Origin of the sequence: Aeromonas allosaccharophila (genome assembly GCF_000819685.1) — a bacterium.
GTDB classification, from domain to species: domain Bacteria; phylum Pseudomonadota; class Gammaproteobacteria; order Enterobacterales; family Aeromonadaceae; genus Aeromonas; species Aeromonas allosaccharophila.
Map to the genome: position 1 here is coordinate 1 of NZ_CDBR01000005.1, position 14,969 is coordinate 14,969.

Consider the following 14,969-nt stretch of genomic DNA (forward strand, 5'->3'; position numbering starts at 1 on the left):
GTGCGGGCGGGGGCGGGCAAGTCGGAGAAGACAGACCTGCACCACACCGCCATCGGCTACCTGCTGCAAAAGGGCGAGGAGGGGGATGCGCAGACGCTGGCGACCGCCCTGACCGAGCTGGCGCAGGCGCTGCCCGGGGTGGCCGTCGGTGAGCCCTCGCTCACCCGTCCGACCCCGCTGCCGCCAGAGGAGGAGCAGCTGGGCGAGCCGCAGGTGCGCCATTTTAGCGGCTCCCTTGAGCGGGACTGGTGGATCAGCTCCTACTCCGGGCTGGCGGCGCAGGGCCACGGCCACAGCAAGGGCGTACTAGCCAATCCTGGCTTCGATGACGAGGTGGTGACCGAGGCGGCTGCATTGGCTTCCGAGCAGCCGGAAGAGGCGCCCCAGCCCTCCATCTTCACCTTCCCGAAAGGGGCGCGCCCCGGCACCCTGCTGCACAGCCTGTTCGAGACCATCGACTTTCAAAGTGCCGGCGGCGAGCCGCTGGCAGAGCATATCGCGAGTCTGTTGCTGCAAGACGGTTTCGACGAGAGCTGGGCCCCTGTGTTGCAACAGCAGGTGGAGGCGGTGCTCGATACCCCGCTCGATACTGGCTTTGGCGAGCCGGTGCGGCTGCGGGACTTGAGTGCCGAGCGCAAGCAAGTGGAGCTGGAGTTCTTCCTGCCCATGGGGCGGGTGACGGCACCGGCGCTGACTGCCCTCTGCCAGCAGTACGACCCGCTGTCGCGGGGTAACAAGCCGCTCAGCTTTGCCACCGTGCAGGGGATGCTCAAGGGCTTTATCGATCTGGTGTTCGAGTGGCAGGGGCGCTGGTATCTGCTCGACTACAAATCGAATCACCTCGGCATGAGCCCCGCCGATTACAGCCATCCGGCGCTGGAGCGGGCGATGGCCGAGCACCGCTACGACCTGCAATACCAGCTCTACTCGCTGGCGCTGCACCGGCTGCTCACCCTGCGCCTGCCGGGTTACGACTTCGAGCAGCACTTTGGCGGTGTTTTCTATCTGTTCCTGCGCGGCATGCCGCAGGGGGGCATTTTCCATACCCGCCCGAGCCGTGAACTGGTGCTGGGGCTGGATAAGTTGTTTAGCGAAGGCAGTGAGCTGCCAGCTGCGGGATCTCAAGCATTGAACGAGGTAGAAGCATGAGCGGCACCATGATCAGCACCGCGACCAGCGCAATGATGGTTGAACGGCTCAAAACACTGGCGCTGGCTGGCCGCATCCGCCAGCTGGATCTGCAATTTGCCCGGCTGGTGGCCGACCTTGGCGGCAGCCCCGAGCTGGTACTGGGGGCGGCGCTCACCTGCTATGAGCTTGGGCGCGGCCATGTCTGTTTGCCGCTTGAGATGCTTGCTACCGGATCCCTGCGCCCGTTCGGGCTGGATCCCCAGCAGAGCCGGGATCTGCTGCTGGATCTGGCGGATCCTTCCCGCTGGCCCGCCCTGTTTGCGGCAAGCCCGCTCGTTGGTACGGAACAGGATGAGGGGCCTGCCCCGCGCTGGCCGCTGCGGCTGTGGCACGGGCGGCTCTACCTCACCCGTTACCACGATCACGAGCAGGGGGTGGCCCGCCATCTGCTCGCCCTGAGCGAGCGCGCCGAATGGCCGGAGATTGCCCCGGCCCTGTCGCGGCTGTTTGCCCGCGACTACGGGCTGGTGTTCGCGGCGCTGCTCAAGGCCCGCCTCGCCCCCGACTTCTCGGCCCGCCAATTTATCGAAAAGTATCTGGATCTGGTGTTCCCGAGCGAGGTGGATTGGTCCGCCATCGAGGCGCTGCTGGCCAGCGCCCAGGCGGCGAGCGATCTTGGCAAGCTGGATGCGCTGGTGCCCGAGGCGCTCTGCTGCAACGGCCAGAAGCTGGCGGCGGCCACCGCGGCGGCGCGCCCCTTTGCGGTGATCTCCGGCGGCCCCGGCACCGGCAAGACCACCACGGTCGCCAAACTGCTCGCCATTCTGGTGGAGACCGGGCTGCAAGCGGGCAAGGCCCCGGCGATCCGGCTGGTGGCCCCCACCGGCAAGGCGGCGGCGCGCCTCACCGAGAGTATCGGTTCTGCCCTGCAGGCCCTCGATCTGCCCCCCGAGTGGGTCGAAGCGATCCCCACCGAAGCGGGCACCCTGCACCGGCTGCTCGGGGTCATTCCGGGGCGCAGCCAGTTCCGCCACCATGCGGGCAACCCGCTGCACCTCGACTTGCTGGTGGTGGATGAGGCCTCCATGGTCGATTTGCCGATGATGGCGCGCCTGCTCGATGCGCTGCCGAGCCACGCCCGCCTGATCCTGCTCGGCGACAAGGATCAGCTCGCCTCGGTGGAGGCGGGGGCCGTACTCGGCGATATCTGCAGCTTTATCGAACAGGGCATCAGCCCGGCGCAGGCGGATTGGCTCTCCCGCCAGACCGGCTACCGCTTGCAGGGCACGCCCGCGGGGGCTCCGGTGCGCGACAGCCTCTGTTTGCTGGCCAAGAGCTGGCGCTTTGATCAGCACTCGGGCATTGGCCAGCTGGCGCGCGCCTGCAACAGCGGCGATGCCACGGCGGTGGAATCAGTCTGGGGCGCAGGATTCGCCGATATCAGCCTGCACCCCTGGGCGGGAGAGGCCTACGACGCCCTGATTGCTCAGGGGGTAGCCGGTTACGGCAGCTATCTGAAGGCGGCCCGCGCGGGGGAAGCTCCTGCCGCCGTGTTCAAGGCATTCAACAGCTTCCAGATCCTCTGCGCCCTGCGCGATGGCCCGTTCGGCGTGCTGGGGCTAAACGAGCGGCTCGAACTGGCCCTGTCACGGGCTGGCCTGATTGCCCGCGATGGCGACTGGTATGCCGGTCGCCCGGTGATGGTGGTGCGCAACGATCACGGCGTCGGCCTCTACAACGGTGATATGGGGCTCTGCCTGCCCGACGAAACTGGCCGGTTAAAGGTATGGTTTGAGCAGCCGGACGGTACCCTGCGTGCCCTGTTGCCCAGCCGCTTGCCGCCCCACGAGACGGTCTACGCCATGACCATCCATAAATCCCAGGGTTCGGAGTTTGCCCATACCGTGCTGGTGTTGCCCGACAGCCCCAGCCCGCTGCTGACCCGCGAGCTGGTCTATACCGGCATCACCCGCGCCAAGGCCCGGCTCGATCTCTACGGCGATCGTGCCCTGCTGGCACAGGCTGTCAGGAAAAAGACCGAGCGTTATTCCGGATTGGCGGAGAGGTTGGGGGAGTGATTGATGGCGGCGGTAAAGGGATTTACAGCTATTTAATATACCAAGCATATGGCTAATTAAATGAAAAAAAGCAATGATGGGTTTGAATTAATATATATTTTTGTTGCTATAATAATGTTCTTTGTTGGAATGTTTATTGGAGGGGCTTGGTTAGCAGGAAAATCTGTTCTAGATATTATTGAGGCGTCAGGTTCTCTTGCAACAGCATTTACTTTAGTATTTTTGTTCTATCAGCATGTACAACTGAAAATTAGGCAAGATAAACAGGAGAAAAATCAGCAAGACATGTGGAGGGAGCAAAATGAAACTATTCTTTTTCAAAAGTATCAAATGCATAGAGCAGAGTTCTTCAATCTTGTTGATGCGATTGAAACCAGATATAAGGGAAAGTTTATTTTTAAAAATAAATATCGTCTTTACAGACGATTATTTCCTCACAATACATTTTCGAATATAATATTTGATTATGAATGTAAAACATTAGGCTCTGATAATCCCTTTCTTGTTTTTGAAGAGGTTGTTGATAATCATAGCAGAGAGGCAAAGGTATTAGTTGACACATCTATATTACCAGACTCAAATATTGATCGTATCAATAAGGCTGTTTATGATTTGGACTTATGTACATGTAAATTGCTGAACTTATTTGAGTTAGAATGTATTGTTACCCCGAGCATTGGCTATGTTCATGATGGTGAGTTCGTAGTGATGAATGGACTTGCTCCTTTTGAATTCATTGATAGGCTGATTTCAATTGCAAACGAGTTTAGACTATTCGCTAATATGAAACCATATCATGGTTCAACACATATAGGATTCTATTCTCCATTATCGGTAGCAAGAAAGGTTGTCTCATATTATTTAAGTAATGGTTTTAGGGAAATTAATAGCGCTGAGTTGATAGATATTTTATTTGATCTGGATGATTTGGTTGATTCACTTAGAGATAGTATTTTATTCAACGCCATGGTAACAATTGTTAAGCCACTAGATTTTTTAGACCACATGGCATTGGAAAATAATTTTAAAAGTGATTCAAAAAAAATAACATATGAACTTCGCGGACGATTTGATAGTTTTTTAGGGGCTTGTAAAGATGATTTTGAAAAACAACCGCTTGACAAGGTTAGATTAATTGATTTTTCCTTGAAATTAACGAGAGTTAATCTATGAAATATATCTTATTTTGTAATCTCGTATGTTGGGCTTCGCAAGCTCAGTACCAACCTACCGATTGTGTAGGTTGTGGCTGAGCGCAGCGAAGCCCAACGTTTACAGTGAAATCTCTTTTTGCCTTCCCCTCATCCCCAGCCCTTCTCCTCTTTTTTAAATAAACAGGAGAAGGGAGTAATGCCGTTACCGCTGTCCGATTACGCTTCGCTAATCGAACCTACGTGGCTGGCGATCATATTTCCGATGCCGCTTTATCCCCTCTCCCTTTGGGAGAGGGCTAGGGTGAGGGGAACGGGTTGTCACAATGCCGACTTCGTAAAGTCAGGTAAGGGGCAATAAACGAAGTGAATGCCACCGCTCCTGTATATCTGCCAAAAAGGTGCAATGCGCGTCGCTTATTACCTCCTGCATCACCGTCCGGTGAGCCCGTCCCCAGTTCGCTGAATCGTGAGTTAAATCCGGTAAATAAGGTGCAGTTGAACCACACTTACTGGCACTCGGGGTCGGTCACTGGCGGCCGACAAGCGGGGGAACGGTGGTGCTGTGGGGTTCTGGCTGACAGATTTTTTGCAATATGCCAAGGTAGCGCTTCACGACAATATGGCGATTCCCCGCAGTGGCGCGGGGCAGAAGAATAAGGATGGCCACTATGCTGCAGGACAGTGACACGATCAGGATCTCGGATGTCAGCGAAGCCGTGGTGCATGGCATTCTGGAGGTGATCAGCGATGGCATCTGGGATTGGCATGCCAACACCGGTTTCGTCTATCGCAACCCCGGCTGGTACCGGATGCTGGGCTACGAGCCGCATACCCTCGGCAATACCGTCTTCACCTGGGAGGGGGTGATCCACCCCGACGATCTGCCCGGGGTGATGGCCAAATTCGATGCCTGTCTGAGCGGCCAGGCTTCCGAATATTGTGCCGAGTATCGTTGTCGCTGTCGGGATGGCAGCTACCTCTGGATTGAGGATTGTGGCCGCATCATAGAGCGCAATCCCGATGGCTCTGTGGCACGGATGATCGGCGCCCACCGCGATATCCACGCCAGCAAGCTGTTGCTGGAGCAGCTGGAGCGGCGTAACCACTCGCTGGAGCAGCAGGTGGCGGATCGCACCGCCGAGCTGGTGCGGCTCAACGAGGAGCTGAAACTGCGGGTGGAGGAGAATCGTCAGTTGGCGGAGACCGATGCCCTGACCGGTGCCGCCAGTCGTTACCGGCTGGAGCGGGCGCTGCAGCTGGAGTGCGAGCGGGCCCGCCGCTTCCACCTGCCTTTTACGGTGATCGCCATGGATGTGGACAACTTCAAGCAGATCAACGACCGCTACGGCCACAACGCCGGGGATCAGACCCTGATCAACATAGTGGCGCTGGTGCGCAGCCATATCCGCGAGATCGATCTGCTGGCTCGCTGGGGCGGCGACGAGTTTATGGTGCTGTTGCCCAATACGAACCGCGAGGATGCCATGGTGGTGGCGACCAAGCTGCAGGCATTGATGGCGAGCGAGTCCATCTGCCCCCATGCCCCTGCGACCATGAGCTTCGGACTGGCGGAGTATCAGCAGGATGAGCATAAAGAGAGCCTGATGGTGCGTGCCGATCGGGCGCTCTATCAGGCCAAGCAACTGGGCAAAGACCAGATCTGCTAACGGCGCAGCGTGTGGAAGAAGAGCTGTAAAAAGGGCCGCAGGATTGCAACCTGCGGCCCTTTTGTATCTGCGCTTTGCGCATCAGCACACGGTCGGGGCGGCGCGACTCAGAAGTGGTAGCGCAGACCCAGCTTGAAGGTATCCAGAGAGTAGTGCTCGTCACCCAGACTCAGGGCGTTGAACTGGCGCTCGTAACCGATCCCTGCGGAGAAGTGGTCGTTGAAGGCGTAGTCCAGACCCACTTCCAGATTGGGGTGCAGGGTGCCTTTGGTCTCGTTGAGGTTGCCCTGAACGCGGTAGCCCAGCATGGCGCCGCTGCCGATGAGTTCCACTTCGGTGCTGGTGTAGGCGATGCCTGGCTTGGCGTAGGCGCTGAACCCCCAGGCCAGTGGCTGGCTCAGCTTGGCGGCCAGGCTGATGCTGCGGGTATCGATGGTGGTGTCGGTGAAGCCGGTCAGGCCCGGGGCGTTGACCCACATCAGCTGGCTCATCTGCTGGGCGTGCAGGCCCCCTTCGATAGCCAGCCAGTGGTTGAGGTCGTAACCGACGATCAGGCTGCCGCCATCGAGCTGGTCATCGATGATCTTGGCGTCATAGGCCTGTTGGGCCGCGCCATCGAGATCCATGTTGGAGGTGGCGAGGTCCAGACCGACATACCAGCCCTGGGCGCAAGCGGCACCACTGAAGGTCAGGCCGAGCAGAGAGAGCATTGCAACTTTATTGAACTTGTTCATGGATGGATTTGCCCTGTTAATGCGAACTGCGTGTGATTGAATGGCCTCATCCATGAAGCTTATTTATATTCCATCGGGTCTCTATATCAGAGGGCGCGCAGTATAGAGAGACCGTTTGATAATAACAACCCATCGCTGACCAGTTAATGGTTGGATATAAATGGCGGGCTGTTTATGGCTGTTCAAATAATGGTTTATTTAGAGTTATCACTTTATTTATAAATGACCAAAATAAGGCGAAATATTCTCTGGCGGTTATTTGGCACGATATTGGCGGGACGCGCTTGATCTGGCTGGCTATTTTTCTGCCCTTGCCACGCCCCGGCCGATTACCAGTCGCTCGTTAATTAATCGTTTGTCAATCGTGCCGATTGTCAACTGTTTGCCGGTTTTTTGTGCGTGGCCTCGCGAGGCGGGACACGCTACTTTTTTGCCGGTCATTGCATTTTTGCTCTGAAAGTTGATTCGGCAATCACGGTTTATTGCTGTATTTTTGTTCATCCGCAGTCTCTTTTGCTGTCGGTTGCGCATCTTGCCCGCTGGCCGGAACGGCTCGGCATGGTGCTGTCGGCCAAGAGGTGATGCTGTTGTCTGCCGACCCTGATTGCTGGTTTGAGCGCGGAGGCATGGCGCGGCGGGGGCAGGAGAGAGGATCTGTGTTTTCCTGCTTAAAATAGCGATGATGAGCACATTCTCTATTTTATGAAGCGCCGCACAGTCGCGAATAAATAAGTGCGACCATCACCGCATCATGCACACCGTGATTGTGCTAGCGATATATTTGTGTCGCAGCGGATGGTTGCCGAAATATTGTTTATTGCGGTGGTGATCACACCAGCCAATTCTATTTTCAGATTGTCACTGATACCCTCCCGAATCCCAATTGTCAGAAGTCATCTTCGCTGTGATTGGGCCGCAATCGTGCAGTAACAGGGGTATGTTTATGTCAACAATCTTGATTCTGGTGGTGGTGGGGCTGGTTGCCTACGCCATGCTCAAGCGGTTCAATCCGCAGGCGACCTTGCTGACCGCGGGTCTGGTGCTGCTGGCGTATGCCCAGTGGGCGGGGATCTCGTCGATCCTGCCAGCCGAAAACAGTCAGGGCTTCTGGTTCTTCGACCTGTGGGAGAAGTTCGCCATGGTGACCAACTCCCGCCTCGCCTCCACCGGTCTGACGCTGGTGGCGATCGCCGGGGTGGCGACCTACCTCAACCAGATTGGCGCCTCGGCGGCGCTGGTGAAGGCCACATCGCGCCCCATCATGGCGCTGAAGAACCCCTATCTGCTGCTGGCGATCATCCTGCTGCTGGTCTCCATTCTCTATGTCTTTATCACCGGGGCGACCTCGCTCTCCCTGCTGTTGATGGGCACCCTCTATCCGCTGCTGCGCAACGCCGGGATCAGCGCCAAGACGGCGGTGGCGACCATCGTTATCCCCACCGCGTGGGAGTTTGGCCCCGGCCAGATCAATGCGGTGATCGGTGCCAAGGCGATCAATATCGAGGTGATGCCGTTCGTTGTTAACCATCAGCTGTTGTTCCAGATCGCGCTACTGGTGACCATTCCGTTCGTCAATATCATGTGGCAGCGCCACTGTGACCGCAAAGATGGCCACGATGCGGCCGCCGAGCGGGGCAAGTATCTGCACGAGCTGGAGGCGAAACACGAGAACACGCCGGGTTACTACGCCCTGCTGCCGGTGATCCCCTTCGTCTTTCTGTTCGGCTTCTCCGAGCTGTTTGTCAGCGCCATCAAGATGACCATTCCGGTGGCCATGATGTCCACCATGACGCTCTGCATCATTATCGAGGCGCTGCGTTACCGCTCCCTCAACAAGGCGTTCGCCAACTTCGAGGCGTGGCTGACCGGCACCGGGATGATCTTTGGCAGCGTGCTGACCCTGATGCTGGCGGCCGAGTTCTTCTCCGCCGGTCTCACCAATATCGGCGCCATCACCCAGCTGATCGAGCTGGCCAAGTCGTTCGATCTCAATCCGCTCGGGCTGTCGCTGGTCTTCTCGCTCTTTATCCTGCTGACCGCCTTTATCACTGGCTCGGGCAACGCCCCGGTGATGGCCTTTATTCCCATCGTGCCGCTGGTCTCCGGCCAGTTCGACATCAACCCGCTGCTGCTGCTGGTGCCGATCCTGTTTGCCGCCGGGATTGGCCGCACCATTTCGCCGGTGGCCGGGGTGATCATCACTGTGGCCGGTATCGCCAATCTGAGCCCGGTGGATGTGGTGAAACGCACCTTCGTACCCATGATGGCGAGCATGGCGGTGGTGATGGTGCTGACCGCGATCCGCTATATCTGATTGCTGAAACCAGGATGCAAGCGTCTGCCATCGGCAGGCGCTTTTTTTGTGGCCGATATCGGGTGGCAATGGCGATTTGAGCGATGGGAGAGGGGGCGGGTGTTGCTTTTATCGCCGGATGCGGGCAAAAGAAAAGAGCGGTGCTTTTGCAAGCCCGCTCAATGCCAGGAAAGAGAAAAAACCTTGCGGTTTAAAAGATAAAAATTTGGAAGCAAACAATCGATTTCTCAACCAGGAAGGGTCTTGAATTCGATACGTTTCGATTATGCGCGATGTTCTATGCAGCACTAGCAAAATGTTTGCGGGTTGAAAGATATGCACTGTCTGGTGTCACATTCTGCGACCTCATCGTTCAACTGGTCTGTCCTCATGGGAGTATGCGGCGATTTTTTCTCTAGGCTGTTTTTTCGGTGTCAATATCTGAGCCTTGAAGGTAAAAACAGGTCAGAAGCTGACTCGGCATAACCATGCAATGAAAGTGCGATAACAAGGAATAGTGGCATGACCTACAGCCAGACCCTGGCCAACAATATTCTCGACACCCTGAAGAAGACCCTGACCGACAAGGGGATCCGCTATCAGACGCTGGCGGAGGCGATGGGCGTCTCCATTGCGACCGTGAAACGGATGATGAACAAGCCCTCGCTGCCGTTCGATACCCTGCTGGAGATCTGCCATCTGGTGGGGCTCTCGTTCGAGGAGCTGCTGGATCGTACCCAAGACGCCCAGAGCCGCCGCGCCGTCTTTACCCAGGAGCAGGATGAGGCGTTTCACAACGAGCCGGGGCTCTACGCCTTTCTCGCCAATATCTTCTGGCGCGACAAGACGCTGATCGATCTCAAGCGGGAGTACGGCCTGACCGATGCCTCCTGCTACCTCTATCTGCGCAAGCTGGAGAAGCTTGGCATTTTGCAGCTCGGCATCGATAACAGTTACCACTTCCTGATCAGCGAGCGGATCAGCTTCGAGCAGCACAGCCGTTTCGCCCGCCAGCAGGCGCGGCAGGCGATGTCGGTGCTGGGGGAGTATCTGGTGGAGAACATGCACAAGTCGAACAACTATATGGCGCTCTGTCAGCTGCACCTCAACGAGGGGGAGGCGATGGCGCTGATCGACCGGATGAAGGAGTACTGGCATCAGGAGATCAAGCTCAACCGCCCCGCCATCGGTCAGCAGGAGCACGCCAAGACCTACACCATGTCGCTGCAACTGGCCGACTGCGGCTACCAGAGCTTCGACGACATGATCCCCAATATCGACAACTGATCCCGGCGGATCCTGCGGGATCCGCTGCGCTGATTGGGGCCTACTCGGTGAGTTGAGTTTGCTGCAATCTGCCTGCGACCGGTTGCAACGCCCGGGTATCGAGACAGATGCGGATCGCATCCGGTCGCCAGTGCTCGATATCGCAATCCACCAGCCCGCCCCGCTCGTCGTAGTTGACCCGCACCAGCCGCAGCACGGCGCTCCCCTCCGCCAGATTGAGGGCGCGGGCGATGGCGCCCCGCGCCGCTGAGGGGGTGATCTCGAGACTCGCCCCACCCTGGCCTATGCCATAACGCTGCTGATAGAGCTCGGTGAGGGAGCTGGCCAGCGGCGCGCTGGCGATGTCGGGAAAGCGGCTGGCCAGCAGGTGGTGGCTGACGTGGAGCACCGGGCGGCCGTCGATCAGCCGCTGACGGCGGATCTCATAAAGTGGAGTGAAGGGTTCAAGCCCCATCCAGCGGCAGAGCTCACTGCTGGCCAGCTCGCTACCGTGGGCCAGCACCCGGGTTTCGGCGGTGCGCTGCTGCTCGCCGATCCACTGGTGGAAGTGGGTGTGGATGGCGGGATCGTAGGTGAGGCGGGGCGGTGCCACAAACCAGCCGCGTCGCTCGGCCCGGTAGATAAGGCCGTCTGCCTCAAGGCTGGAGAGCGCCTCCTTGATGGTGATGCGGGTGGTGGCGAAGCGCTCGCTGAGCGCCCGTTCGGCGGGCAACTGCTGCCCCGCCGCCAGCTGGCCGCTGCCGATATAGCGGCGCAGGGTCTGGCAAATCTGTTCACACTTGGAGGCGCGGCCATCGGCCGCTACCCGTTCGCTCAATCTCGGTTCAATCACGCTGATATCCCTGTCGCTCATTCTGGCTGTGCGGGCTGGCTTAGCCCTTGTTGGTTCAGCCCTTGCTGGAGTAGTCCAGCCTCACTCGGGTTCAGAGTTGTAACCGCGCTGGATGACAGCGGCGTGACAGGGTGATTGTCATCAAACTGCCATCAAAGCGCCCCGCCACCGTCATATTTCCCCTCTAGCATCCCTCTCGAACCTTAACTGACCTAGTCCAGAGGGATGGGATGATGAAAAGCGTGATCGCAAGTGCACTGGCCCTGGTGGCCATCAGTCAGCCACTTTTTGCCGCTGACAATATCGCGGATCTTGAGAAGGCCGCCCGCGGCGAAGGGCAACTCAGCAGTATCGGCATGCCCGACAGCTGGGCCAACTGGAAGGATACCTGGCAGCAGCTGGGCAGCATCTACGGCATCAAGCATCAGGATACCGACATGAGCTCGGCGCAGGAGATCGCCAAGTTCGCCGCCGAGAAAGCCAATGCCACCGCCGACATCGGTGACGTGGGCGGCGCCTTCGGTCCGGTGGCGGTCAAGCAGGGGGTCACCCAACCCTACAAACCTTCCACCTGGGCCGATATTCCCAACTGGGCCAAAGATGCGGACGGTCACTGGATGCTGGCCTATACCGGCACCATCGCCTTCCTGATCAACAAGGATCTGGTCAAGGCCGCCCCCACCAGCTGGCAATCCCTGCTGGGTGGCGACTACAAGGTGACGCTGGGTGATGTTGGCGTGGCCTCCCAGGCCAACAACGGCGTGCTGGCGGCGGCCTATGCCACCGGCGGCAGCGAGAAAAACCTGAAACCCGCGCTCGAGCTGTTCGGCCAGCTGGCCAAACAGGGGCGCCTCTCCCTGAACGACCCTTCCATCGCCAATATCGAGAAGGGTGAAGTGGAAGTCGGCGTGCTGTGGGACTTCAACGCGCTCAACTACCGCGACAAGATAGACCCCAAGAAGTTTGAGGTGGTTATCCCGAGCGACGGCTCCGTCATCGCCGGCTACACCACCATCATCAACAAGTGGGCCAAGAACCCCAACGCCGCCAAGCTGGCCCGTGAATACATCCTCTCCGATGCCGGTCAAATCAACCTGGCCCGTGGCTACGCCCGCCCCATCCGCAGCAACGTTGCGCTGCCGGATGACGTGAAGGCCAAGCTGTTGCCCGTCGAGCAGTATGCCAATGCCAAGCCGGTCAGCGACCATGCAGCCTGGGAGCAGAGCTCCAAAGCCCTGCCGCGCCAGTGGCAAGAAACCGTCATGATCAACATGCAGTAAGGGAATCCAGTGCAACACAAGGTGATAGTGGTACTTGTGGATGGTCTGGCAGCCGAGGTAGCCCACACCATGGGCTACCTCGGTGGCATGGTGGAGGCGGGGCGCGGCCTGCATACGACCCTGAATGCAGCCCTGCCATCTCTCTCCCGACCCCTCTACGAGTGCATCCTGACCGGCGTGCCGCCGGTGCTGAGCGGTATCACCCACAACGGGGTGAGTCGCTTGAGCCAGCACGACGCCATCTTCCATCTGGCCCGCGCCGCGGGTAAGCGCACCGCAGCGGCGGCCTATTACTGGGTGAGCGAACTCTACAACCGCAGCCCCTGGCTGGCGGCCCGGGATCGCTATACCCATGACGAGCAGCTGCCGATTCAGCACGGCTGCTTCTACTGGGATGACAACTACCCCGACAGCCATCTGCTGATGGATGGCGAGTGGCTGCGCAGCCAGTACGATCCCGATTTTCTGCTGATCCACCCGATGGGGGTGGATGACGCTGGCCACAAGTTTGGCCTCGATTCACGCCAGTACCGCAATCAGGCGCGCCGGATGGACAGCCTGTTGGCCGACCTGCTGCCCCAGTGGCTGGCGGAGGGGTATCAGGTGGTGATCACCTCGGATCACGGTATGAACAACGACCTGAGCCACGGCGGCACCCTGCCTGAAGAGCGCACCGTGCCGCTCTGGTTGTTTGGCGATGCCTTTATCGAGCGCTGGCCGGATGGGGGGGCGATCGCCCAGACCCAGCTCTGCGCCCTGATGGCGGATCTGCTAGGTATCCCCCACGACAAGCCGGTGGCTCCCCCGCTGCTCAAGACCGCCTTTATGCGCGAGGTGCACTGATGATGCCTGCAACCACCGAGATCCTTGCGGATCAACCCGTGGCAACCAAGCACAAGGTGCGCCGCCACTGGCTGCCCGCGCTGGTGCTGCTGCCCTTTGTCCTGTTGATGATCCTGTTCCAGCTCGCCCCCATGGTGTGGGTGCTGGTGGGTAGTTTTCAGACCCCCGATGGCTGGGGCATCGACTACTACCGGGAGATTTTGAGCTCCCCCTTCTACCTGCAATCGTTCGGCAACTCGTTGCGTATCGCCGGTATCGCCAGTCTGGCGGGCCTTGCCATCGGTACGCTCGGGGCGGCGGCGCTGCGCCACAGTGGTGAGCGGGTCAAACGAGCCCTGTTGGCCTTTGTCACCATGACCAGCAACTTCAGCGGGGTGCCGCTGGCGTTCGCCTTCATCATCATTCTCGGCATCAATGGTGCGGTGACCCTGCTGTTGAAATCCTGGGGCCTCATCGACGGTTTCAACCTCTACTCGGGCAGCGGCCTTATCCTCATCTACACCTATTTCCAGATCCCGCTCGCCCTGCTGCTGCTCTATCCGGCCTTCGATGCGCTGCAGGATGAGTGGCCGCAGGCCGCTGCGCTGCTCGGCGCGAGCAAGGGGCAGTATGTGTGGCATGTGGCGCTGCCGGTGCTCACGCCTGCGCTGCTCGGCACCCTGATCATCCTGTTTGCCAACGCGGTGGGGGCCTATGCCTCTGCTTACGCCCTCACCACCGGCAACTTCAATCTGGTGACCATCCGGGTGGCCAGTCTGGTCTCCGGCGACATCTTCCTCGAGCCCAATATGGCGGCGGCGCTGGCGGTGATCCTGATGGTGCTGCTGGGGGTAGTGACGGCCGCCAATCAGTGGCTGCTGAAAAAGAGCTATGTGAACAGGGGGCAATCCCATGCATGATTTGACGCCGCGCTGGCCCAAGTGGGTGCTGGGTGGGCTGGTCGCCACCCTGTTGCTGCCGCTGCTGGCCACCTTTCTCTACTCCATCTCCACCCGCTGGGGGGCGACCCTGCTGCCGGATGGCTTCACCCTCGACTGGTACCTCAAACTGTGGGGCGATCCGCGCTTTCTCGCGGCGTTTGGCCGCAGCCTCTTGGTCTGTTTCGCCACCCTGCTGCTGGGGACCTTGGTGCTGGTACCGACCGTGCTGGTGGTGGCCTACTACTTCCCAAAGCTGGATCCCTGGATGAACCTGCTGATCCTGCTCCCCTTCGCAGTGCCGCCGGTGGTCTCGTCGGTGGGGTTGCTGCAGATCTACGCCGATGGCCCGCTGCCGATTATCGGCACGCCGTGGATCCTGATCGGCACCTGGTTCACCGTGGTGCTCCCCTTTATGTACCGGGCGCTGGCCAACAGCCTGCAAGGGGTGCCGCTCAAGGATCTGATGGATGCCGCCCATCTGCTGGGGGCGAGCAGTCGCCGCGCCTTTCTGCTGGTGGTGATCCCCTGCCTGCGCAAGGGGCTGCTGGCGGCGCTGTTTCTGTCGCTCTCCTTCCTGCTCGGCGAGTTCGTGTTTGCCAACATGCTGGTGGGCACCCGTTACGAGACCCTGCAGGTCTACCTCTACAACATGCGCGCCACTTCGGGCCACTTCACCAGCGCGCTGGTGATGAGCTACTTCCTGCTGACCCTGCTGCTCACCTGGGCAGCGAACAGATTTCATCGGTGAAT

At 59.0% G+C, this 14,969-nt stretch carries 13 protein-coding genes; 10 read left to right on the forward strand and 3 right to left on the reverse strand.

Features of this window, described 5'->3' with window-relative positions; translation table 11 throughout:
- The 4 genes from BN1115_RS00350 to BN1115_RS00365 all read left to right on the forward strand — a co-directional run.
- Nucleotides 1-1,149, forward strand: a 1,149-nt coding sequence (locus tag BN1115_RS00350) for a PD-(D/E)XK nuclease family protein (RefSeq protein ID WP_208597742.1), incomplete at its 5' end; no start/stop codon positions are given.
- Nucleotides 1,146-3,209, forward strand: coding sequence for an exodeoxyribonuclease V subunit alpha (recD, locus tag BN1115_RS00355; RefSeq protein WP_042655588.1), 2,064 nt, complete (start codon nucleotides 1,146-1,148; stop codon nucleotides 3,207-3,209). The genes BN1115_RS00350 and recD, both read left to right, overlap by 4 nt.
- Before the next feature lie 60 nt (nucleotides 3,210-3,269).
- Entirely contained in the window at nucleotides 3,270-4,382 is a 1,113-nt protein-coding gene (locus BN1115_RS00360) for a hypothetical protein (RefSeq protein ID WP_042655589.1), read from the forward strand.
- A gap of 649 nt (nucleotides 4,383-5,031) precedes the next feature.
- On the forward strand, nucleotides 5,032-6,030 hold the full coding sequence (locus BN1115_RS00365) for a sensor domain-containing diguanylate cyclase (protein WP_042655590.1): 999 nt from the start codon (nucleotides 5,032-5,034) through the stop codon (nucleotides 6,028-6,030).
- 107 nt (nucleotides 6,031-6,137) lie between these two features.
- Here the strand turns inward: BN1115_RS00365 and BN1115_RS00370 are convergent, their stop codons facing one another.
- Both BN1115_RS00370 and BN1115_RS22060 read right to left on the reverse strand, forming a co-directional pair.
- A complete protein-coding gene (locus tag BN1115_RS00370; protein WP_042061648.1) occupies nucleotides 6,138-6,764 on the reverse strand; it encodes a porin family protein in 627 nt (208 codons plus the stop codon).
- A 297-nt stretch (nucleotides 6,765-7,061) separates the two neighbouring features.
- On the reverse strand, nucleotides 7,062-7,265 hold the full coding sequence (locus BN1115_RS22060) for a hypothetical protein (RefSeq protein ID WP_128821624.1): 204 nt from the start codon (nucleotides 7,263-7,265) through the stop codon (nucleotides 7,062-7,064).
- A 442-nt stretch (nucleotides 7,266-7,707) separates the two neighbouring features.
- On the opposite strand from BN1115_RS22060, the gene dcuC reads away from it, so the two are divergent.
- Both dcuC and BN1115_RS00380 read left to right on the forward strand, forming a co-directional pair.
- Entirely contained in the window at nucleotides 7,708-9,078 is a 1,371-nt protein-coding gene (gene dcuC / locus BN1115_RS00375; protein WP_042061647.1) for a C4-dicarboxylate transporter DcuC, read from the forward strand.
- A 501-nt stretch (nucleotides 9,079-9,579) separates the two neighbouring features.
- Complete coding sequence (locus BN1115_RS00380; RefSeq protein WP_005336490.1) at nucleotides 9,580-10,344, forward strand: helix-turn-helix domain-containing protein; 765 nt, start codon at nucleotides 9,580-9,582, stop codon at nucleotides 10,342-10,344.
- Between the two features lie 40 nt (nucleotides 10,345-10,384).
- On the opposite strand, the gene BN1115_RS00385 is transcribed toward BN1115_RS00380, so the two are convergent.
- On the reverse strand, nucleotides 10,385-11,197 hold the full coding sequence (locus BN1115_RS00385) for a UTRA domain-containing protein (protein WP_042655591.1): 813 nt from the start codon (nucleotides 11,195-11,197) through the stop codon (nucleotides 10,385-10,387).
- Nucleotides 11,198-11,409: 212 nt separating this feature from the next.
- Between BN1115_RS00385 and BN1115_RS00390 the strand changes: the two genes are divergently transcribed.
- From BN1115_RS00390 to BN1115_RS00405, 4 genes are read left to right on the forward strand one after another with little or no spacing between them, the layout of a single operon-like run.
- Entirely contained in the window at nucleotides 11,410-12,456 is a 1,047-nt protein-coding gene (locus BN1115_RS00390) for an ABC transporter substrate-binding protein (RefSeq protein WP_042655592.1), read from the forward strand.
- Between the two features lie 9 nt (nucleotides 12,457-12,465).
- The gene (locus BN1115_RS00395) at nucleotides 12,466-13,299 is read left to right on the forward strand and encodes an alkaline phosphatase family protein (RefSeq protein ID WP_042655593.1); all 834 of its coding nucleotides are present in this window, start codon (nucleotides 12,466-12,468) and stop codon (nucleotides 13,297-13,299) included.
- Entirely contained in the window at nucleotides 13,299-14,198 is a 900-nt protein-coding gene (locus tag BN1115_RS00400; RefSeq protein ID WP_042655594.1) for an ABC transporter permease, read from the forward strand. The genes BN1115_RS00395 and BN1115_RS00400 overlap by 1 nt, the downstream gene beginning before the upstream one ends.
- Nucleotides 14,191-14,967 carry an ABC transporter permease gene (locus tag BN1115_RS00405; RefSeq protein WP_042655595.1) on the forward strand — a complete coding sequence of 259 codons (777 nt, stop codon included), beginning with the start codon at nucleotides 14,191-14,193 and terminating at the stop codon, nucleotides 14,965-14,967. Before BN1115_RS00400 ends, BN1115_RS00405 begins: the two co-directional genes overlap by 8 nt.
- Nucleotides 14,968-14,969 lie beyond the last annotated feature (2 nt).

What these genes read in the sequence shown, in the direction of transcription:
- recD (WP_042655588.1), top strand. Translation starts at nt 1,146, where the DNA reads ATGAGCGGCACCATGATCAGCACCGCGACCAGCGCAATGATGGTTGAA.
- BN1115_RS00360 (WP_042655589.1), top strand. Translation starts at nt 3,270, where the DNA reads ATGAAAAAAAGCAATGATGGGTTTGAATTAATATATATTTTTGTTGCT.
- BN1115_RS00365 (WP_042655590.1), top strand. Translation starts at nt 5,032, where the DNA reads ATGCTGCAGGACAGTGACACGATCAGGATCTCGGATGTCAGCGAAGCC.
- BN1115_RS00370 (WP_042061648.1), bottom strand. Translation starts at nt 6,764, where the DNA reads ATGAACAAGTTCAATAAAGTTGCAATGCTCTCTCTGCTCGGCCTGACC.
- BN1115_RS22060 (WP_128821624.1), bottom strand. Translation starts at nt 7,265, where the DNA reads ATGAACAAAAATACAGCAATAAACCGTGATTGCCGAATCAACTTTCAG.
- dcuC (WP_042061647.1), top strand. Translation starts at nt 7,708, where the DNA reads ATGTCAACAATCTTGATTCTGGTGGTGGTGGGGCTGGTTGCCTACGCC.
- BN1115_RS00380 (WP_005336490.1), top strand. Translation starts at nt 9,580, where the DNA reads ATGACCTACAGCCAGACCCTGGCCAACAATATTCTCGACACCCTGAAG.
- BN1115_RS00385 (WP_042655591.1), bottom strand. Translation starts at nt 11,197, where the DNA reads ATGAGCGACAGGGATATCAGCGTGATTGAACCGAGATTGAGCGAACGG.
- BN1115_RS00390 (WP_042655592.1), top strand. Translation starts at nt 11,410, where the DNA reads ATGAAAAGCGTGATCGCAAGTGCACTGGCCCTGGTGGCCATCAGTCAG.
- BN1115_RS00400 (WP_042655594.1), top strand. Translation starts at nt 13,299, where the DNA reads ATGATGCCTGCAACCACCGAGATCCTTGCGGATCAACCCGTGGCAACC.
- BN1115_RS00405 (WP_042655595.1), top strand. Translation starts at nt 14,191, where the DNA reads ATGCATGATTTGACGCCGCGCTGGCCCAAGTGGGTGCTGGGTGGGCTG.